22 protein-coding genes and 1 riboswitch are annotated in these 19,692 nt (G+C 70.2%); of the genes, 15 read left to right on the top strand and 7 right to left on the bottom strand.

Annotated features, from left to right (window positions below):
• Positions 1-115: 115 nt before the first annotated feature.
• Positions 116-1,270: a sulfotransferase gene (locus H0X00_RS08930; RefSeq protein WP_293769193.1), complete on the bottom strand. Its 1,155-nt coding sequence runs from the start codon at positions 1,268-1,270 to the stop codon at positions 116-118.
• A 174-nt stretch (positions 1,271-1,444) separates the two neighbouring features.
• On the opposite strand from H0X00_RS08930, the gene H0X00_RS08925 reads away from it, so the two are divergent.
• On the top strand, positions 1,445-2,557 hold the full coding sequence (locus H0X00_RS08925) for a magnesium and cobalt transport protein CorA (protein WP_293769191.1): 1,113 nt from the start codon (positions 1,445-1,447) through the stop codon (positions 2,555-2,557).
• 226 nt (positions 2,558-2,783) lie between these two features.
• Here H0X00_RS08925 and H0X00_RS08920 read toward each other — a convergent pair whose 3' ends face one another.
• A complete protein-coding gene (locus H0X00_RS08920; RefSeq protein ID WP_293769189.1) occupies positions 2,784-3,164 on the bottom strand; it encodes a nuclear transport factor 2 family protein in 381 nt (126 codons plus the stop codon).
• A 137-nt stretch (positions 3,165-3,301) separates the two neighbouring features.
• Here H0X00_RS08920 and H0X00_RS08915 point away from each other — a divergent pair, with 137 nt between their 5' ends.
• The gene (locus H0X00_RS08915) at positions 3,302-4,114 is read left to right on the top strand and encodes a helix-turn-helix transcriptional regulator (protein WP_293769187.1); all 813 of its coding nucleotides are present in this window, start codon (positions 3,302-3,304) and stop codon (positions 4,112-4,114) included.
• Between the two features lie 134 nt (positions 4,115-4,248).
• Here the strand turns inward: H0X00_RS08915 and H0X00_RS08910 are convergent, their stop codons facing one another.
• The 3 genes from H0X00_RS08910 to H0X00_RS08900 form a co-directional block, all read right to left on the bottom strand.
• Complete coding sequence (locus H0X00_RS08910) at positions 4,249-5,439, bottom strand: DUF1015 domain-containing protein (RefSeq protein WP_293769185.1); 1,191 nt, start codon at positions 5,437-5,439, stop codon at positions 4,249-4,251.
• A gap of 27 nt (positions 5,440-5,466) precedes the next feature.
• Positions 5,467-5,904: a DUF4234 domain-containing protein gene (locus tag H0X00_RS08905; protein ID WP_293769183.1), complete on the bottom strand. Its 438-nt coding sequence runs from the start codon at positions 5,902-5,904 to the stop codon at positions 5,467-5,469.
• A 132-nt stretch (positions 5,905-6,036) separates the two neighbouring features.
• Positions 6,037-6,486: an SRPBCC family protein gene (locus tag H0X00_RS08900; protein WP_293769181.1), complete on the bottom strand. Its 450-nt coding sequence runs from the start codon at positions 6,484-6,486 to the stop codon at positions 6,037-6,039.
• A 139-nt stretch (positions 6,487-6,625) separates the two neighbouring features.
• Between H0X00_RS08900 and H0X00_RS08895 the strand changes: the two genes are divergently transcribed.
• The 8 genes from H0X00_RS08895 to H0X00_RS08860 all read left to right on the top strand — a co-directional run bounded on the left by H0X00_RS08895 (position 6,626) and on the right by H0X00_RS08860 (position 13,022).
• Positions 6,626-6,787 (top strand): hypothetical protein, encoded by a 162-nt coding sequence (locus tag H0X00_RS08895; protein ID WP_293769179.1) that lies wholly within the window; start codon positions 6,626-6,628, stop codon positions 6,785-6,787.
• A gap of 74 nt (positions 6,788-6,861) precedes the next feature.
• The gene (locus H0X00_RS08890; RefSeq protein ID WP_293769177.1) at positions 6,862-7,455 is read left to right on the top strand and encodes a TlpA disulfide reductase family protein; all 594 of its coding nucleotides are present in this window, start codon (positions 6,862-6,864) and stop codon (positions 7,453-7,455) included.
• 269 nt (positions 7,456-7,724) lie between these two features.
• Entirely contained in the window at positions 7,725-8,387 is a 663-nt protein-coding gene (locus H0X00_RS08885; protein ID WP_293769175.1) for a hypothetical protein, read from the top strand.
• A gap of 238 nt (positions 8,388-8,625) precedes the next feature.
• Positions 8,626-8,973, top strand: a complete 348-nt coding sequence (locus tag H0X00_RS08880; protein WP_293769173.1) for a DUF3263 domain-containing protein — start codon at positions 8,626-8,628, stop codon at positions 8,971-8,973.
• Between the two features lie 43 nt (positions 8,974-9,016).
• Positions 9,017-9,610 carry a LytR C-terminal domain-containing protein gene (locus H0X00_RS08875; protein ID WP_293769171.1) on the top strand — a complete coding sequence of 198 codons (594 nt, stop codon included), beginning with the start codon at positions 9,017-9,019 and terminating at the stop codon, positions 9,608-9,610.
• A 52-nt stretch (positions 9,611-9,662) separates the two neighbouring features.
• Positions 9,663-11,951 carry a molybdopterin-dependent oxidoreductase gene (locus H0X00_RS08870; RefSeq protein ID WP_293769169.1) on the top strand — a complete coding sequence of 763 codons (2,289 nt, stop codon included), beginning with the start codon at positions 9,663-9,665 and terminating at the stop codon, positions 11,949-11,951.
• Between the two features lie 131 nt (positions 11,952-12,082).
• The gene (locus H0X00_RS08865) at positions 12,083-12,433 is read left to right on the top strand and encodes a helix-turn-helix transcriptional regulator (protein ID WP_293769167.1); all 351 of its coding nucleotides are present in this window, start codon (positions 12,083-12,085) and stop codon (positions 12,431-12,433) included.
• Positions 12,434-12,653: 220 nt separating this feature from the next.
• Positions 12,654-13,022, top strand: coding sequence for an SRPBCC domain-containing protein (locus H0X00_RS08860; RefSeq protein WP_293769165.1), 369 nt, complete (start codon positions 12,654-12,656; stop codon positions 13,020-13,022).
• A 147-nt stretch (positions 13,023-13,169) separates the two neighbouring features.
• Here the strand turns inward: H0X00_RS08860 and H0X00_RS08855 are convergent, their stop codons facing one another.
• Positions 13,170-13,973, bottom strand: a complete 804-nt coding sequence (locus H0X00_RS08855) for an HAD family hydrolase (RefSeq protein WP_293769163.1) — start codon at positions 13,971-13,973, stop codon at positions 13,170-13,172.
• On the bottom strand, positions 13,970-14,968 hold the full coding sequence (locus H0X00_RS08850) for a glucosyl-3-phosphoglycerate synthase (RefSeq protein ID WP_293769161.1): 999 nt from the start codon (positions 14,966-14,968) through the stop codon (positions 13,970-13,972). The genes H0X00_RS08855 and H0X00_RS08850 overlap by 4 nt, the downstream gene beginning before the upstream one ends.
• Positions 14,969-15,061: 93 nt before the next feature.
• Positions 15,062-15,198, top strand: a riboswitch (SAM riboswitch).
• A gap of 14 nt (positions 15,199-15,212) precedes the next feature.
• On the opposite strand from H0X00_RS08850, the gene thrC reads away from it, so the two are divergent.
• The 5 genes from thrC to H0X00_RS08825 all read left to right on the top strand — a co-directional run.
• On the top strand, positions 15,213-16,460 hold the full coding sequence (thrC, locus tag H0X00_RS08845; protein WP_293769159.1) for a threonine synthase: 1,248 nt from the start codon (positions 15,213-15,215) through the stop codon (positions 16,458-16,460).
• A 134-nt stretch (positions 16,461-16,594) separates the two neighbouring features.
• Positions 16,595-16,795 (top strand): cold-shock protein, encoded by a 201-nt coding sequence (locus tag H0X00_RS08840; protein ID WP_293769157.1) that lies wholly within the window; start codon positions 16,595-16,597, stop codon positions 16,793-16,795.
• Between the two features lie 63 nt (positions 16,796-16,858).
• Positions 16,859-17,509, top strand: a complete 651-nt coding sequence (locus tag H0X00_RS08835) for a pyridoxamine 5'-phosphate oxidase family protein (RefSeq protein WP_293769155.1) — start codon at positions 16,859-16,861, stop codon at positions 17,507-17,509.
• Positions 17,510-17,758: 249 nt separating this feature from the next.
• Positions 17,759-19,399: a chaperonin GroEL gene (gene groL / locus H0X00_RS08830; RefSeq protein ID WP_293769153.1), complete on the top strand. Its 1,641-nt coding sequence runs from the start codon at positions 17,759-17,761 to the stop codon at positions 19,397-19,399.
• A gap of 108 nt (positions 19,400-19,507) precedes the next feature.
• On the top strand, positions 19,508-19,692 hold a 185-nt coding region (locus tag H0X00_RS08825), incomplete at its 3' end, for a hypothetical protein (RefSeq protein WP_293769151.1).

Here is a 19,692-nt window from a genome sequence, read left to right as displayed (position 1 = left end):
CGCCGGCGCCGACCACCGCGGCAACCTGGCGCTGGTTCGCCCGGCACGGGGTGCCGTGGCTGGCCCAGCGGCTGCCCGAGCTCGCCACCTCCGAACCGCTACGGCGCCGGGTGATTCAGGTGCGCGCGAAGAATGCGGTGTAGGTCGAGAACGCCTCGTCGACCTGACGGGGCGTCAGACCGTACCGGTCGAGCGAGCTGCCGGAGCGGCCGTGCCGGTACTGCGGGTTCTCGGTCTCCCAGCCGGCGATGGTGGACAGCAGCTCGGCGCTCGGTTCGCTGCCCCGGCTGGCCAGGATGCGGGTGACCACGGCGCCGACCTCGGAGCAGATCTCGGTGTAGTCGACGTCGAGGATCTGCGCGGGGTTCAGGCCCACGCGCTGCGCGAGATTGCTCTCCCAGCTGTGGGCGCTGAGTAACGCGTTGCGGCCGATCTGCTCCAGGCCGACGTGGTTGGCGCCGTAGGCGTTGTGGAAGATCTCCTGCATCTGCGCCGTCGAGGGGATGACCTGGTGCGGGTCCCGGTGACAGTGCACGACGGTCGCGCGCGGGAACGTCGCGAGCACGGTGTCCAGTGCGTGCAGGTGGATGGGTGCTTTGAGCACCCACGGCCGCCCGCGTCGCCCGCCGTCCTGCCATTGCAGGTACTGCAGGGCGCGCCGCAGATCGGCGTAGGCCGGCGCCTGGTCCTGCTGCACGACCCAGTCGATGAAGGAGTAGCCGTGGCAGACCCACGCGGTGCCTACCGTCCGGAAGCTCAGCTGCAGCAGTAGAACTTCTTCTTCCGGCTCGCGCGCCTCCACCGGGTGCACGGCCATCATCTCTGGGAAGCGTTCGCGCAGGTCGTGAAGTTGCTGCTCGGTGATCGTGATCCGCGGATCCGGGTCGGTGCCGGGCGGCCCCCACGGCGCGGGGAACAGCGCCTGCCAGAGCAGCAGCTTCTGGAACTCCGGGCTGACCGCGAGCGCGCGGTGCAACTTGGTCGTCCCGGTGCGGGCGAGGCCGGTGACAATGATCGGGTCGGAGACGTCCTCGTCCTCGATCTCGGGGTTGGCCGTGATCGCGGCCTGGATGGCCAGGCGGGTGCAGAGCAGGCGGGTCATGTCCGCGGCGAACGCGGCGGCCCACGTCGCGTCGAGTGTGCCTTCGGCGTTGACCGCGTCCACCAGTCGTTCGAACGGCTCGACGAACGCGGGGTCGCCGAAGTCGTCCAGACCCAGCAGGTCGCTGGCCGCGGCCATCAGTGCGGCCGCGTCGAGGCGCTGGCTCATCGCAGTCCCTGAAAGGTGGCTGTGACTCCGGTGTGGAGCTCCGGTCCTCAGCACATCACGCCACGGACCGCTGTCGCGTGGAGTTCAGCTCTTCTGGGGCAATCTTCAGGCAGTGAGCGCAGTGATCAGCGCGCTCGGCGACGCTCAACCGTGGTTCGGTCCTACGCTGGCCCGGTGACCGAGGTGGCGCAGCGGGGCGGGCGTGATGGCGTCATCCGTTGCGCGCGCTACGTCCAGGGCAAGAAGGTCGACGACCTGCCGCTCGCGGGCGCCCTCGCCAACTGCGGGCCCGGCGGGTCGGACGGCTTCGTCTGGATCGAGTGCACCGAGCCGACCAGTGCGGACATCGCGGCCGTCGCCGACGAATTCGAGCTGCCCGAGCTCAAGGCCGTCGCCGACGCCGTCGCCGAGCACCGCCGGCCCAAGGTGAAGGTGCACGGCGACGTCGTGCCCGTCGTGCTCTCCCCGGTGCACTACGTGGACAGCGACGAGGTCGTCGAGGTCACCGAACTGGCGATGTTTCTCGGCCCGGGCTTCGTCATCACCGTCGCGCCCTGGGGCATCGACGCCCTGGACCAGGTGCGCAAGGAGTTCAACGAAGGCAGCGGGCACCCGGAGTACGGGGTCCTCGAGGTGCTGTACCGGGTGGCCGACCGGATCGCGGACGGCTACCACGTCGCCATCGAGGATTTCTGGCTCGACGTCGACACCGTTGCCGAGCAGGTCTTCGACGGCAGGGACAAGGACCGGACGGCCCGGATCTACCAGCTCAAGCGCGAGGTCGCCGAGTTCCGGCGGGCGGTCTCTGCGTCGGGGCGGACCCTGGAGCAGGTCTCGGAGGCGCGGCTGCGACGCCTCTCGCCGCAGGCGGTCCCGGATTTCGGCGGTCTGCGCGATCACCAACGCCGCGCCGCGGACAGCATCGAGTCGATCGACCGGCTGCTCTCCGACGTGCTGCAGGCGAACGCCGCGCAGATCCAGCTGCGCCAGAATGAGGACCAGCGGCGCATCTCGGCCTGGGCCGCGATCGGGCTGGTGCCCACGGCGGTGGCCGGCATCTACGGCATGAACTTCGAGCACATGCCCGAGCTGGACTGGCAGTACGGCTACCCGATGGTGGTCGGCGGGATCGCCACGATCTGCTTCACGCTCTACGCCAATTTCCGGGCGCGCGACTGGCTGGGCGCGCGCCCGGGGTCTCAGACCGAGGCGGCGCGAGTGCGGCGGGCGCTGAAGATCCGCGCGAACAGGCTGCGACGCGTCGGCCGGCTCGGCTCCGGGTCGTAGCCCGGCCACAGCGGCGCGGTGCGCGCCTCCGGCGGCGGCGGTCCGTCGAAGAGGTCGTTGTGCAGATCCATGATGTCCCCCCGGACTGGCACACGGCGGTGCGTGCCGATCTTGCTTCGACGGTAGAGCCGCGCCGGATGGTTCCGTGGGCGAACGCCCCGAGATCACCCGAACGGCTGACCCTGAACAGTCCTGATCGGCCGCACCGCTTCGTGTGTTGAGGGCCTCAGGCGGCCCGGGCCGCGGGCTCCCCGAAGAACCCGGCGACGTACTGCAGCTTCCCGTCCCCACCGACGAGCACCACGTCGGTGCCGGCCACGGCGACGGTCCCGTCCGGGCCGACCAGCTCCCAGGTGTAGCGGGCCAGGTCGTGGTGCGCGTCCAGTTCGCTGGTCCGCCGGAACGTGTGCCCGGGGAACTGGCCCTGGGCCGCACCGGCCAGCGCGGCGATCTCGGCGTGCCCGGTGCCGGTGAACGGCGGGTCGACGAGGACGCCCTCCGGCGCCCAGACCTGCTCGATCAGTGCGGTGCGGGCGGCGGCGTCGGTCTCGCCGTAGGCCTGCAGCCAGGTGTCGACGGTGGCTTCGAGATTGATCGTGGTGGTCATCGGATCCTCCTTGGCTCGGGTTGGATGTCTCCACCGTGAGGCCGCCGCCGGGCCTTCTCAATGACGTCCCAGGTCATGCCCAGCCATGACCTGACAGGTAATCGCGGACATGACCGCAGCGGGCTAGCGTCGCCTTCGTGACCGAGTTGACCGTGGGGACCCTGCTGCGCGACTGGCGCCAGCGCCGCCGGCTGAGCCAGATGGATCTGGCGCTGTCGGTGAACGTCTCCACCCGGCACCTGAGCTTCGTCGAGACCGGTCGCTCGCGGCCCAGTGCCGAGCTGGTGCTCGCCTTGGCTGAGGGCCTGGACGTACCGCTGCGCGAGCGCAACACCTTGTTGCTCGCCGCCGGCTACGCCCCGCGCTACCCGGTGCGCCCCCTGGAGGACGCGGAGATGGAACCGGCCCGCGAAGCGGTCCAGCGGATGCTCAATGCCCACGACCCCTACCCCGGCGTCGTCGTCGACCGGGCGTGGAACATCGTGATGGCGAACAACGCCGCGGCCGCGATCACCACCGGAATTCCGGACGAACTGCTCGGCCCACCGCCCAACGTCTACCGGATCAGCCTGCACCCCGACGGCCTCGCGAAGCGGACCCTGAACTTCCCGGAGTGGGCCGCGCACCTGCTGCACCAGTTGGGCCGCAGCGTCGCGCTGACCGGCGATCCCGGCCTCGCTGCGTTGGAGGCCGAGGTTCGCGCCTATCCCGGCGTAGAGGAGGCCCTGCGCGATCAACCGTCGCCCCTGGAGCGGGTCCCGCTGCTCGTGCCGTTCCGCCTGGACCTCGGCAACGGCCAGGAGCTCTCGCTGTTCACGACGTTGACGACTTTCGGCACGCCCCGCGACGTCACCCTGGACGAACTCGCGGTCGAGCTGTTCTACCCTGCCGACGACGAGTCCGCCCGCCTCCTCGGCGGCCGCGGCTCCACCGCCTCCACCCTGAACTGACGCGACGTCAGCTGCGCCCGACACCCCCGAAAGCGCAGTACGCAACCTCCACCTCACCCCCGAATGTGCACTACAGCACCTGGAACTCGCGGTTGGAGGTGCTGCACTGCACATTCGGGGGTCGTAGTGGTGGCTCAGTCCATCGAGCGGAAGACCGTCCCGGTGCGGGGCTTGGGCCAGAAGAAGGTGGACTTCGGGGGCATCAGGCCGCGGGCGGCGGCGGTGGCGCGGATCTGCTCGACCGAGACCGGGCGCAGCAGGATCGCGGCCTGGGCGCGGCCACTCGTGACGGCTTCGACGGTGTGCTCGACGCCGTGCTGGTAGCGCAGGTCCAAGTCGGTGAGGCCGAGCACGGAGTCGGCGACCCGCACCGAGTCCAGCGGCTCGACGTCGTCGTCGCCGGCGCCGGTGACGGGGCGCAGCAGGCGCATCCCGTCCGGGGACAGCAGCGCCAGCGCGCCCTCGGCCACCAGCCGGGCCACCACGTCGGGGCCGGGCAGCGGCTCGAGCTCGCCGACCTCGAAGTCGACGGCCAGTGCGCCGGCCAGGTCGACCTCGGGCGGAAGGCCGGAGATCAGCCGGTGGATCGGCTGCACCGTGAGCTGGTCGTGGTCGAGCTCGACGACCAGGAACAGGCTCGCGCCGGCGCCGGGCGCTGCGCCGTCCTCGCCGAGGTAGGTCTGGCAGGTCGAGTACCGGTGGTGCCCGTCGGCGATCACCAGCGGCGCGGAGTCGACGGCGTCGGTGACGGCCTTGAGCGCGGCGGGGGAGTCCAGGCGCCACAGTTCGTGGGTCACGCCGTCCGGGTCGTCCCAGCGGCCCAGCGGCTCGGCGGCGTCGAGATCGATCAGCCCGGTCAGCCCGCTGGTCAAAGACAGGCCCCAGATCGCGGAGGTGTTCGCGTGCGTCGAACGCAGCAGTTGCAGCCGGTCGCTGTGCGCCTTTGGGGTGGTGTGTTCGTGCGGCAGCACGTCGGCCCGGGCCTCGGCGTCGATCCCGAGCGCACCGAGCACGCCGAGGGTCTGGCGCCGGGTGCCGGCCTCGTCGGTGAAGGACATCCGGTACGGGTACAGCGACGGGGTGTCGGAGCTGAGCACGCCCTCGGCCCGCCACTGCGCGAACAGCGCCGCGGCGCCGTCGTAGACGTCGAGGCCGCTGGAGTCCTCGGGGTCGGTCGGCATGTCGATCAGCACGACGTTGTGCGGGTGCTGCGCGACGAGCTCGGCGCGTTCGGAGGCGTTGATGACGTCGTACGGCGGCGCGGTCACCGCCGCCAGATCGTCGGTGGCGTAACGGATCCCGGCAAACGGCTCGAATCGCGGCATGCCGCGATCCTTGCAGCCCGACCGCCCTCAGGCGAAGTGGAAGACCTCGGTGCCCGCGGGGGCGCCGTAGCGGTCGACGACCTTGTTCAGCTCGTCCTGCAGGTACATCACCCCGACGCCGAGGCAGAGCCACATCAGCACGCCGGTGGCCGGGTCGCAGGTGGCGGGGACGCCGGCCGCGCGCTGCGCGTCCTCGATCCGCCGGCCCATCCGGTGCAGCGCGATGAACTGCGGGACGCCGATCGGCCAGCCCAGCCCGAAGGCGGTGGCGTCGACCCGGTACGACCCGGGCAGGCGTTCGTCGAAGCGCGCGAGCTCGCGGTTGGTGCGCAGGAACCACACCACCCAGTAGAGGCCCAGCGTGAACAGGCCGAGGGCGTAGACCCGGCACGGGTTGCGACGCTTGGGCGCCGCACCGTAGGTCAAGGTCTCCCGGCTGAGCAGAACAGACGTGTCCGGCGACATCTCAAATCCCCCCGAGCGCGACCGGCCTCCCCAGAACGGTCGCGTTCTTCGTCGAAGCTAAGGCTCGCGGGGGCTACTCGCGGGAGATTGGTGAGATTCTCATCCGCCGCGCCGGGAGAAGGTCATTTCTCCTCAGCCGGCCTTCAGGTGTCGGCGCAGTCCGCGCTCGCCCGCCCGCATCATCACCGCGTGGTTGACCCGGAACGCCGGCCGGGCGAAGGACAGCGTGCGCAGCAGACGCCGGCGAACCTCGACCTCCTCACCGAAGTGCAGGGACGTCCCGGTCCCGTCCGGACTCGGGGCCAGCGTCCACCGGCTGTGGCCCTCCAGGTCGCCGGTCAGCCGGGCCTCCAGCACCCCCGCCTCGGGGTCCCTGCGCGAGTGGTGCGCGGTCATGAACAGGGAGTACGGAAGCGAGGAGCGAACCTCGATCTCACAGGTCTGTTCGTCGATCGCACGGGTACTGCGGACCTGGCGCCACCAATGGGGGTATTCGTCCAGTTTTGCGAGGGCGTCGAACACGATAGGTACAGGGGCAGGCACCAACCAGTGACTGCGGAACACGTAGAAGTGGCGGCTCACGTAGTCAAGTGTGGCGACGAGCCGAAAATCGGACGGAACCGGACTGGATCGGTGTGCGTCTCACCTTTGCTGCGGGTCGGGGGACGACGCGTGGCGGGGCCGATCGAAGGTCCCAACCGCAAGGTCGTAGGAGGTCGGGATGCGCTGGTTCATCAACCGCGTGCGTGTGCACCGCGTAGAGCCGGACGTTGCGCCGCTGTCCGCGCCGGGCGCTCAGATCCGGATCCCGGCCCCGTCGGTCGGCGACCGGATGGCGTTCATCCCGGCGCAGCGCGACCGTCGCGCCCACAGCTCCTTCTGACCCTTCGGGTCCCGCCTCAGTCCTGACGCGGTCCTGCCGCACGAGCCCCGCCGCCCGGTTCCTACGATGACCGCGTGCGCGCCGGCCGAGTTCTTTTCCGTATCTCCGCCCTGATCTCTGCCCTGGCGTTCTCGCTGGTCGCCTGCGGGACCAAGGACGGCCCGGTCACCCCGGGCGGTGAAGACGGCTTCATCTCCGGCGACGGCACCGTGACGATTCTTTCCCCCGATGAGCGCGGCGACCCGATCGAGCTGGCCGGCCCGAAGATCGGCGGCGGCACGATCGACCTCGCGGCCTACCGTGGCAAGGTCGTGCTCATCAACGTCTGGGGCTCGTGGTGCGCGCCCTGTCGCGAAGAGGCTCCCTACCTCCAGGCGGCCTGGGACCAGGCCGGCAGCTCCGGTGACGTCCAGTTCCTCGGGCTGAACACCAAGGACGACGCCGCCGGCGCGGCCGAGGCGTTCGAGCGCCGGTTCGGCATCACCTATCCGAGCCTCGACGACGACAACGGAAGCCTGCTGCTGACCTTCCGCAGGACAATCCCGCCGCAGGCGATCCCCAGCACCCTCGTTCTCGACCGGCAGGGCCGGGTCGCCGCCCGCATCATCGGACCAGGTTCTCGAGGAACTTTTGTGGGCCTGGTTGACCGGATCCGTTCCGAGGCGTGACCGCCGGGGTCGAAGACCCATCCGAACGGCCGATGACAAGCCGAACAAATTCCGGCATTCCGTCCTCGGAGGGTGACCTCGCGACTACGAGAAGTCATTGTCGCGGACCCTAAAGTTACGGGGAAACGCCTGGAACCGCAGGTCAGCGGCCTGCGTCTCACCGCGGACAACAGCAAGAAGTACCGCAGGGGTTCACGAACTGATGCGGCTGGGGGGTTGCCCGGCTCGTGACCGGTACTTCGAATTACTCAAACCAGGGGGATCCACCAATGTCCGGTCTGTCCATGCGCGCTCGCTTCACCACCGTCGCCGTTTCCGCCGCCATCGTCGCGCCGTTCGCCCTCATGGGTGGCTCGGCCAACGCGGTTGAGGCTCCCGTCGTCGACAACGTCGAGGTTCCGGTCGTCGGCGGTCTGCTCGACGGCGTCCTCGGCTCCGCCACCGGCGGTGCCGGCGGCCTCCCGGGCGGCGCTAGCCCGCTCAGCACCGTCACCGGCCTGGCCGCTGACCCGCTGTCCGCCACCTCCGTCACCGACGGCGTCCTGGGCGACGTGCTCGACCTCGACGTCCTGTCCTCGGTCACCGACCTCGCCGGCCTGGAGGACATCCTGTCCACCGTCACCGGTCTGGTTGACCTCGACGGCATCATCAAGACCGTCACCGACCTGGTCGGCACCGTCGTCGACACGCTGAACCTGGACAAGCTGCTGGCTCTGCCGGTCAAGATCCTCAGCCCGAAGGGCGAGGTCAAGGGCGCGACCAAGACCACCAAGGCCGCCAAGCCGACCCAGACCGTCAATGCCGGCGCGCTGCCCCACACCGGTGGCAACGCTGACCTGACCGCGATGCTGCTCTGCGCCGGCCTGGCCGTCGCCGGCACCGGTGTCACCATGGTGACCCGTCGCCGCGGCGGCATCCTCGGCGCCGCCTGAAACCAAGGCAGCCGAACCGGGCCTCCGGGCCTGAACGCAGCGATTCGAACGCCTGTCACCGCCTTCGCGGTGGCGGGCGTTCGTGCGTTGTGGGACGTATGTGAAAAGCTGGCCAGGATTCACAGGCGGCGACGCGCCGGACGGAATGACACGGCTGTCATTACGGACCTAGACTGGCTGTGCCGCAAAGGAAACTCGGCGGCACGACCGCACCTCGGACCCTTCGGAGGACACCTCGATGGAAGCCGCAGCCGCCGCGTCGGAGCGCAACGCCCAGGTCGCCGCCGAGCTTGCGCTCGCGGAGCCCGGGACGGTCACCTTCGACGGTCCGGCCGGCGCTCTTCCGGAGCGGGACCGCGACATCCTCGCCTTCGAGCGGCAGTGGTGGCGCTACGCCGGCGCCAAGGAGCAGGCCATCCGCGAGCTGTTCGGAATGTCGGCCAACCGCTACTACCAAATCCTGAACGCCCTGATCGACCACCCGGACGCGATGGCCTTCGACCCGATGCTGGTCAAGCGGCTGCGCCGGCTGCGGTCGGCCCGCCAGCGTGCGCGCTCCCAGCGTCGCCTCGGCCTCGACGCCTGAGGCGCCCTGTCCGGCCGGGCGGCTCTGACATGACCGGCCTGACGTGAGCGGGGAGCCCCGACGCGGCGGCCCGTTGCTGAACACCCTCGCCTCCTCCGCGCTCGCCGCTCTGGCGGTGATCGTGCTGGTCGGCGTGCTGATCCTGGCCTTCGGTGAAGACGGCGGGGACGAGGCCGATCAGGCCGGCTCCGAGCCGGTGGCCGTGGCGACGGCCAGCCCGACGCCCGACCCGACGCCGGACCCGACGCTGAGCGCCACTGCGCAGGCCACGCCGTCGGCGAGTGCGAGCCCGAGCCCGAGCGCGAGCCTCAGGGCGAGCCCTGACGCGAGCCTGAGCCCGACGCCGCCCGCGGTCGACAAGGTGCCGGTCGTGGTGCTGAACCAGACCGGGATCAGCGGGCTGGCCGCCCAGTTCCAGAAGGAGCTCGAAGCGGGCGGCTGGACGGTCGCCGGGATCGACGACTTCCGCGGCAACGTGCCCGCCACCACGGTCTACTTCCCGCCGGGGATGCGCCCCGCGGCGAAGGCGCTGATGGAGCAGTTTCCGCAGATCGGGCGGATCCGCCCGGCATTCAGCGGCATCTCGCCCACCCAACTGACTGTCATCCTGGGTAAGGACTTCCCCACATCCTCGTGAGCTTGGGCTGCGCGTGACCGGACCGTTTCGCAAGAGGCGGTAGAACCGGGAGGTGCCTGCAGTACCCACGACGTGCCCGCTGTGTGAGGCGACCTGTGGATTGCTGGTCACCATCGACGATGACGACGGCACGGTCGTCGACATCCGGGGCGATCCGGACGACGTGCTCTCCCGGGGCTTCATCTGCCCGAAGGGTGTCGCGGTCAAGGGACTGCACACCGATCCCGATCGGCTGCGCACGCCGATGGTCCGCTGGGGCGGGATGCTGCGCGAGGCCACCTGGACCGAGGCGTACGAGGAGATCGCGCTGCGGTTGCCGGCGCTGCGCGAGCGGCACGGCCCCGACTGCATCGCGCTGTTCTCCGGGGTTGCCGCCGGTCACGCGCTCGGCCCGTTGCTCTACACCGACGCGCTGGTCGCGGCGCTCGGCACCCGCAACGTCTTCTCGGCCGCCTCGCTGAACTCCCGGCCGCGCCACGTGGTCTCCGGCCTGCTCTACGGCAACCCGTTCACCACACCCGTCCCGGACATCGAGCGCAGCGACTTCGTCGTGATGATCGGCGCGAACCCGGTCGTGTCCAACGGCAGCATGCTCACCGCGCCGGACCTGCGGACCAAGCTGCGCGCCCTGCGCCGTCGGGGCGGGCGGATCGTCGTGGTGGATCCGCGGCGCACCGAGTCCGCCGATGGGGCCGATGAGCACCTGCGGGTGCGGCCGGGCACCGATGCCCTGGTCCTGATGGCGATGCTCAACGTGCTGCTCACCGAGGGTCTGGTCGATCTGGGTGAGCTGGCGGGCATTGTCGACGGGGTGGACGGCGTCGCCGCGATTGCGGACGGCATCACCCCCGAGCGGGTGGAGCGGCGCACCGAGGTCGACGCCGGCAGCATCCGGCGGATCACCCGCGAGTTCGCGCGCGCCGACGCCGGGGTCGTCTACGGGCGGATCGGGGCGTCCACGACGTCGTTCGCGACCGCGACCACCTGGCTGATCGACGTGCTCAACATCCTCACCGGCAACCTGGACAAGCCGGGCGGCGCGATGTTCCCGCAGCCCGGGCACGGCGGGCTGCCGAACTCGCCGCGGAGGGGCGTGCCCCCCGAGCCGTTCACGCTCGACGGTCCGCGCAGTCGGGTTTCCCGGCGCCCGATCCTGTGCGGCGAGCTGCCCGCGGCGGCGTTGGCGGAGGAGATCGACACCCCGGGTTTCGGGCAGGTCCGCGGCCTGATCACGATCGCCGGTAATCCGGCCCGGTCGGTGCCGAACTCCAAGCGGCTGCACGCGGCGCTGAGTTCGCTGGACCTGATGATCAGCGTCGACACCTATCTCAACGAGACCTCGGCGCTGGCCGACATCGTCCTGCCGGTTCCGTCGATCCTGGAGCGCCCGCACTACGACCTGTTGCTCTACAACTACGCCTGCCGCAACGTGGCCAACTACTCCCCGCCGGTGCTCCCGCTCCCGGTGGGGATGCACCCGGAGTGGGAGACGATCGCGCGCCTCACCCTGATCGCGGCCGGCGGATCGCCCGACGGCGTCGAGGAGTTCGACGACCGGTTGGCCGCGGCGCTGGCGGTGCGCGAGGGGCTGCCGCTCGAGCAGATCGGCGAGGGCTTGCGAGGGCCCGAGCGCCTGCTCGACATCCTGCTGCAGTCGGGGGAGTACGGGCTGACCCTCGAGCACCTGCAGTTGAGCCCCAACGGTCTCGAACTCGGTGAACTGGAACCGCGGTTGCCGGAAGCGCTGCTGACCGCCGACCGCCGGATCCACCTCGCGCCGCCCGAGTTTGTGGCGGAGGCTCATCGCGCCCGCGGGCTGCTCAGCGCCCCGGCCGGGGAGGGCCTGCTGCTGGTCGGCCGGCGGCACCTGCGCTCGAACAATTCCTGGCTGCACAACCTGTCCGCGATGGCCTCCGGCGCGCGCCGCTGCACGTTGCAGGTCAACGAGGAGGACGCCTACCGCCTCGGCCTGCGCAACGGTGGGCGGGCGCTGGTGACCTCGGCCGCCGGCCGACTCGTGGCCAGTGTGGAGATCACCGACGAGGTCCTGCCCGGCGTCGTCTCGTTGCCGCACGGCTGGGGTCACGACGAACCGCAGGCCCGGATGCGGGTCGCCGCCGAGCGGCCCGGGGTGAACGTCAACCTGCTCACCGACGACGCCGACATCGACCCGCTGACCGGCAACGCCGTCTTCAACGGGGTGCGGGTCACGGTGGTCGCGCACGCCGGCGACGCCCCGGACGAGGAACAGCCGATGCCGGACCGCCGGCTGGGCTTCGAGCGCCGCCGCACCCCCCGTGGCCCCGGCGGCATCGGCCCGGAGTCCTTCGGCCCCGCCTGACCTTCGCGGGACGTCGTCCCGCACGGGCGCCTGTCGGCCCGCCTGTGGGCTGATGTGCGCCCGCACGGACTGACACTCCTCAGCTGTATCGTGGCTAGCTAATATAAGCCTAAACGCATATAGTACGCGCTGTGGAGGCGTTCGATGTGTTGGGCGACCCGGTGCGGCGGCGGATCCTCGAACTGCTGGCCGGCGGGGAACGCAGCGCCGGCGACGTGGTCGAGGTGATCGCGGCCGAGTTCGGGTTGACCCAACCCGCGGTGTCCCGGCAGCTGCGGATCCTGCGCGAGAGCGGGTTCGCCAGCGTCCGGGCCGAGGGCACCCGTCGCCTCTACGCCCTCGACGACGGCGGGCTGCGCGACGTCGAGGCGTGGCTCGGCGGCCTGCGCTCCGAGTGGGAGCGACGCCTGGACGCCCTGGAGACCGAACTCGCCCGCGGCCGCCGAGCCCGTCGTATAACGAACCGTCAGGAGAGTTCATGAAGGACTTGATCGCCGAACTGAACCTGGCCCATCGCCGCGTGGCGCGATTGACCGACCACGTCGGTGCCGGCGTGGACGGCGACGTCTACGACGTCGAGATCCGGCGCACCTACGACGCCGCGCCCGCCGATGTCTGGGACGCGTGCACCAACCCCGAGCGCCTGGCGCGCTGGTTCTCACCAGTGACCGGCGACCTCAAGGTCGGTGCGCCCCGGCCGCCGTGGCCACCAGAGCCGCCCAGGCCACCGCCGACCGCTACGCCATCGACGGCAACGCCTCCGGCGCGATCACCGAGTGCGACCCACCGCGCCGCCTCACCCTGGACTGGGAGTTCGGTGACGCGGTCAGTTGGGTGACGCTCGAGCTGCGCCCCGTCGGAGAGGACCGCTGCGAGCTGGTGCTGTGCCACCGCCAGCCCCGCACCGACCATTGGAACACCTACGGCCCCGGCGCCACCGGCGTCGGCTGGGAGCTCACGGTGCTCGGCCTCGGGTGGCACCTGGCCGGGGTGGAGAAGACCCACGCTGAGTTCGAGGCCAACTTCGCAGGCGAAGGACTTCAGCCGTCGCAGCGCCGCGCTCTGGGGTGACGCCCACGAGGCGGCCGGCGCCCCGGCCGCCGTGGCCACCAGAGCCGCCCAGGCCACCGCCGACGCCTTCGCCCCCGCCTGAACCACTCGTTGCGTCCGACGAAGCGTGAGCTATAGCGCTCGTTTCGTCGGACGCTACGCGGAAAGTCAGGCGTCCAGGGCCCAGCGGACGGCCTCGACCCAGCCGTCGCCGTTCAGGCCCTGACATAGCGTCACATTCGGCGGAGCTCCCTCGGCCGCGTGCGCGCCGTTGGCGGTCATGAAGAAGCGGCGCACGTGGGCGGCCATCTCCAGGTCCGAGCGGGAGTCGCCGATGGCGATCGCCTGATCGGGGGTCAGGCCTCGGCGGGTCAGGTCGGCCGCGACGCCCGTTCCCTTGGTGATCCCGTCGGCCATCAGGTGGTAGACGTGCTGCTGCTGGCCGTCCGGCATCAGCCCGACGTAGGCCGGCAGCCGGCCGTTGTCGTGCAGGCGCAGCCAGCCGAATCCGCGCTCGGTCAACCAGGCCTCGGACTCGGCGACGTCGACCAGCCCGGAGAGCATGACGTCGGCCTCGTGCCCGAGGTGCCAGGGCGCGTGGAACTCCAGCTTGCCGGCGTAACGCTTCAGCAGGTCCTCCAGCAGGCCGCAGCCTTCGAGGGCGTCCATCAGCGAGGAGTCCCAGAACTCCTCCGGCATCGCGCCGTGCAGCACTTCATGCTCCAGGCCGTGCCGCCAGCCGATCACCGCGCCGAGCTCGCCGACGTAGCCGTCGCCGCCGAAGATCCGCACGGCCTCGGCCAGCTGTGGACCGGTGCGACCGGAGACCAGCACCAGCTCGATGCCCGCGGCCAGTAGGTCGATCAGGGCCCGAGCCGGTTCGAGGGTCAGGGAGTTGTCGGCAGCCCGCACGAAGCATCCCCGCGGCCCGACCATGGTGCCGTCCATGTCGGAGTACACGATCTTGATCATGCCGTGCGGGTCCGAGCGTCCAGGACCGAGCGGTGGGCGCGGTATTCGGGCAGGGAGAGCACGGGCGGGCGCTCGCGGCCGGTGACGTCGTGGGTGTCGGCCTCCACCTCGCCGTCGACCCGGGTGAATTGAGTCAGCGTCGCGGGCGGAGCGGGGTGCGCTCGGCCGGGTACGTCGCGCCCGAGGCGGGCCTCCCCGGCCTGCCAGATCTGCGCGGCCATCCGGCCGAGCGCGGCGTCGTCCTGGTGGCGGTGGTGGCGGGTGCCGAGGTCGACCTGGCCGATCGCGTCAAGCCCCGACAGCGCGAGGGTGTCGATCAGCAGCGCGATCTCCACGCCGTAGCCGCACGGGAACGGCAGCTGCTCGAGCAGAGTCCGGCGGGCCGCGTACTCACCGGCCAGCGGCTGCACCACCCCGGCCAGTTCCGGCCAGTGCAGGTTCAGTAGCGGCCGCGCGACCAGCTCGGTGACCCGCCCACCGCCGGCCGGCAGCACCGATTCCCCGGACACCAGCGGTCGGTCGTACAGGCCCTTGACCAGCTCGACGCCCGGGTCGGCGAGCAGCGGCCCGAGCAGCCCGACCACGACCTCGGGGCGGAACCGCTCCAGGTCGGCGTCGATGAACACCACCAGATCGCCCGAGCTGACCAGCAAGGAGCGCCAGAGCACCTCGCCCTTGCCGCCGACGGCAGGCAGGCGGGGCAGGATCGCGTCGCGGTGCACCACCCGGGCGCCGGCCTCCGCCGCCACCGCGGCGGTGCGGTCGGAGGAGCCCGAGTCGACCACGATCAGCTCATCCACCAGGGGGTGCCGGTCTAGGAGCTCGTGGCGGATCGCGGCCACGATCGCTCCGACCGTGGCGTCCTCGTCGAGGGCGGGGAGGACGACGCTGACCGTCGTGCCCGAGGCCTGCTTGGCCGCCAGTACCTCGGCCAACGGCCAGTCGGCGAGCGCGCTGGTGCGCCGCTCGAACCACTGCCTGACCTGGGCTTGCACGCCGCTCCTCGCGCTGTGGGCTGCGTCTCTCCGGGCAATCTGCCCGGAGAAGCACTCGCCATCGTCGACTACAGTGAACGCCACAACTGAACACGCTCATCCAGAGGGGCTGAGAGAACGGCTCTGTGAAGCCCCGGCAACCACCTGCAACTCCACCGAAGGAATTCGGTGTGCAGAAAGGGTGCCAACTCCGTCCCGGTCGGTGATTTACCGCCCGGGGAAGATGAGGAGAGGACTCCACGCCATGACGTCTGCACCCCCTGCCGCCCGCCTGCTCGGCAGCGCAACCGGCCTGAGCTGTCGCGAGTGCGGCACCGCTTATGAGATCGGCCCGCTCTACGCCTGCGGCGAGTGCTTCGGCCCGCTCGAGGTCGCCTACGACTTCCCGGAGATCACCCGGGCCACCATCGAGGCCGGCCCGAACAACATCTGGCGCTACAAGGACCTGCTGCCGGTCCCCTCCCATGTGACGCAGACCAAGAGCCTGGACCCGGGCTGGACCAAGCTGGTCAACGCCGAGAACCTGGCCGCCGAACTGGGCATGCGCAAGCTGTGGGTCAAGGACGACAGCGGCAACCCGACGCACTCCTTCAAGGACCGCGTCGTCGCCGTCGCGCTGGCCGCGGCCCGCGAGCTCGGCTTCAAGGTGCTCGCCTGCCCCTCCACCGGCAACCTGGCCAACGCCGTCGCCGCAGCCGCGGCCCGCGCCGGCATCAAGTCGGTCGTGATGATCCCGGCCGACCTCGAGCAGCAGAAGATCCTCACCACGGCCGTCTACGCCGGCACCCTGATCGCGGTCGAGGGCAACTACGACGACGTCAACCGCCTGGCCTCCGAGCTCGCCGGCGAGCAGGAGGACTGGGCGTTCGTCAACGTCAATGTCCGCCCCTACTACGCCGAGGGTTCCAAGACTCTGGGCTACGAGGTGTGTGAGCAACTCGGCTGGCGGATCCCGCCGCAGACGGTCATCCCGATCGCGTCCGGCTCGCAGCTGACCAAGGTCGACAAGGCCTACACCGAGTTCGTCAAGCTCGGGCTGGTCGACGACGCTCCGTACAAGATCTTCGGCGCCCAGGCCACCGGGTGCTCGCCGGTGTCGGCGGCCTTCAAGGACGGCCGCGACTTCGTCGCCCCGGTCCGGCCGAACACCATCGCCAAGTCTCTGGCGATCGGGAACCCCGCTGACGGTCCGTATGTTCTCGACGTCTGCCGGCGCACCGGCGGCGTCGTCGAGGACGTGAGGGATGACGAGGTGGTCGAGGGCATGAAGCTGCTCGCGCGCACCGAGGGCATCTTCGGCGAGACCGCGGGCGGGGTCACGATCGCGACGCTCTGCAAGCTGCTGAAGTCCGGCCAGCTCGACCCCGACGTCGAGACCGTCGTGTTCAACACCGGTGACGGACTCAAGACGCTGGACGCCATCGCCGCCCATGTCGGCCCGACCGCCACCATCAAGCCGACGATGGCCTCCTACCGGGCCGCGGGCGTCTGAATCCCTGATTTTCTCAGGAATTCCGGCCCCTGAACCGGGCTCACTCCTGCGTCGTTAACCCCTGTTCCGCGCTTGTCCTGAACGCTAATGTCAGCCGCGTTCGGCACTTTCAGCTCGGCACCAGGAGAGACCTCATGCCCGAGGGCACCGTGAAGTGGTTCAACGCGGAAAAGGGTTACGGCTTCATCGCCGTCGACGGCGGCGCGGACGTGTTCGTGCACTACTCGGCAATTCAGTCGGACGGCTACCGGTCGTTGGACGAGGGCCAGCGGGTGGCCTTCGAAATCGCCCAGGGAGCCAAAGGCCCGCAGGCGGACGCGGTCCGGCTGGTCTGACCGACTGACGCTGGTTGGCCGGTAGCCATCCCGGCGGCCGGTGGGCGTCTGTAGGTTTGTCGGATGTCCATGGGCGAGAGCGGCCTGCCTGGCTCCGAGGGTGAGCACGCGGTTCAGGAGCAGTGGGACGCGGTCGATCGGGCGCGCACCTTCTACGACCGGCAGATGCTCGACCACCTCAACGAGGCGATGCGCGAGTTCATCGCGCGACAGGAGATGGTCTTCGTCGCCACCGCGGATTCGCGGGGGGAGTGCGACAGCTCGTTCCGAGCCGGCGAGCCCGGCTTCGTCGTGGTGCTCGATGAGAAGACCGTGGTCTACCCGGAGCTGCGCGGGAACGGCGTCTACGCCAGCCTCGGCAACATCGCCGAGAACGCCCACGTCGGGCTGATGTTCGTCGACTTCTTCGACGATCTGATCGGGCTTCACGTCAACGGCAGCGCCACCATCGTCGAGCACGAGGCGCTGCTCGGCGACGAGCGGGTGACCGTTCCGCTGCTGGAGATGCTGACCCGCCAGGGCGGCCGGCGGCCCGAGCGCTGGGTGGCGGTGCAGGTCCACGAGGCCTACATCCACTGCTCCAAGCACATTCCGCGCCTGACCAAGGTGGACCGTCCCGTCGACTGGGGCACCGACGACGCCAAGCGCAAGGGCGGGGACTACTTCGGGGTCGCCGAGACCAAGGGTCTGACCGGGCCGGCCGCGAACGCCTGAGCCATCGAGCGGGCTGTCGGGTTACCGCCGTCGTGAGCCGAATTCGTCCGGTGGCCGCCTCGGCTGGCTTGCACTCTCCAGGGTCGAGTGCTAATTATTGGGTTAGCACTCGTGTCATGAGAGTGACAGCACAACAGGCCGACCGGTGAGGTCGGAGGGTCCGGCGCGAAAGGGGTCGCCGGCGCTCCGGTCGTCCGTCGCGGGCACCGAGGCGGCCTGTCCACCCCGTAATCGGGAGGACCTACAAGCATGGCCAAGATCATCGCCTTCAACGAGGAGGCGCGGCGCGGTCTCGAGCGTGGCATGAACGCTCTCGCAGACGCCGTCAAGGTGACGCTGGGCCCCAAGGGCCGCAACGTCGTCCTCGAGAAGAAGTGGGGGGCGCCCACGATCACGAACGACGGTGTCTCCATCGCCAAGGAGATCGACCTCGAGGACCCGTGGGAGAAGATCGGCGCCGAGCTCGTCAAGGAGGTCGCCAAGAAGACTGACGACGTCGCTGGTGACGGCACGACCACGGCCACCGTTCTCGCCCAGGCGCTCGTCCGCGAGGGCCTGCGCAACGTCGCCGCCGGCGCCAACCCGATGTCCTTGAAGAAGGGCATCGAGGCTGCTGTCGAGCGCGTCTGCGAAGAGCTGACCAACATGGCGAAGCCGGTGGAGACCAAGGCGCAGATCGCTGCGACGGCCTCCATCTCGGCCGCTGACCCCGTCATCGGCGAGATGATCGCCGAAGCGATGGACAAGGTCGGCAAGGAAGGCGTCATCACCGTCGAGGAGAGCAACACCTTCGGCCTCGAGCTCGAGCTCACCGAGGGCATGCGCTTCGACAAGGGCTACATCTCGCCCTACTTCTGGACCGACCCCGAGCGCATGGAGGCCGTCCTGGAGGACTGCTACATCCTGCTCGTCGAGTCCAAGATCGCCTCGGTCAAGGACCTGCTCCCGCTGCTGGAGAAGGTCATGCAGTCCGGCAAGCCGCTTGCGATCCTCTCCGAGGACGTCGAGGGCGAGGCCCTCGCGACCCTGGTCGTGAACAAGGTCCGTGGCACGTTCAAGTCTGTCGCCGTCAAGGCGCCCGGCTTCGGCGACCGCCGCAAGGCCATGCTGCAGGACATCGCCACCCTGACGGGTGGTCAGGTCATCAGTGAGACCGTCGGTCTCAAGCTGGAGAACGCCGGCCTGGACCTGCTCGGCCGCGCCCGCAAGGTCGTCGTCACCAAGGACGAGACGACGATCGTCGAGGGTGCCGGTGACGCCGACCAGATCGCCGGTCGCGTCAACCAGATCCGCGCCGAGATCGAGCGCAGCGACTCCGACTACGACCGCGAGAAGCTGCAGGAGCGCCTGGCCAAGCTGGCCGGCGGTGTTGCGGTCATCAAGGCCGGCGCGGCCACCGAGGTCGAGCTCAAGGAGCGCAAGCACCGCATCGAGGACGCGGTCCGCAACGCGAAGGCTGCCGTCGAGGAGGGGATCGTCGCCGGTGGTGGCGTTGCCCTGCTGCAGGCCGGCAAGACCGCCTTCGAGAAGCTGGACCTGGAGGGCGACGAGGCCACTGGCGCCAACATCGTCCGGGTTGCGCTCTCGGCGCCGCTCAAGCAGATCGCCATCAACGCCGGCCTTGAGGGCGGCGTCGTGGCGGAGAAGGTCGCCAACCTCGACATCGGTTGGGGCCTCAACGCCGCGACCGGCGAGTACGTCGACCTGATCGCGGCCGGCATCATCGACCCGGCCAAGGTCACCCGCTCCGCGCTGCAGAACGCGGCGTCGATCGCCGGCCTCTTCCTCACCACCGAGGCCGTCATCGCCGACAAGCCCGAGAAGGAGCCCGCCGGTGGCGGCATGGGCGGCGGCGGCGGTATGGGCGGTATGGGCGGCATGGACTTCTAAGTCCTGCTCGCAGGTAACTCAGCACTGCACGCGACGGCCCCGGCGGGTTTCCGCCGGGGCCGTCGTTCGTTCCGTCGCTGTTCAACCTCGCGACGTACCGTGCTGGTGATGGAACCGACGCCCCCGGACCTGATCGAGACCGACGACGGCAGCTGGCGTGACCCGCTGCGGCTGGACGTCGGGGAACTGCTCGGCCCGCAGGGCCTGCCCGCCTCGCGGCGCGCGTTCCTGCTGGGCGGCGCCGGGATCGGGCTGGGCCTCGCGCTGACCGGCGGGGTCACCCTGCCGGCGGC

The sequence above is a fragment of the Sporichthya sp. genome, assembly GCF_013815995.1.
Classification (GTDB): domain Bacteria; phylum Actinomycetota; class Actinomycetes; order Sporichthyales; family Sporichthyaceae; genus Sporichthya.
The sequence above is the reverse complement of the archived record's forward strand: the minus strand, read 5'-3'. Positions and strand labels throughout refer to the sequence as shown.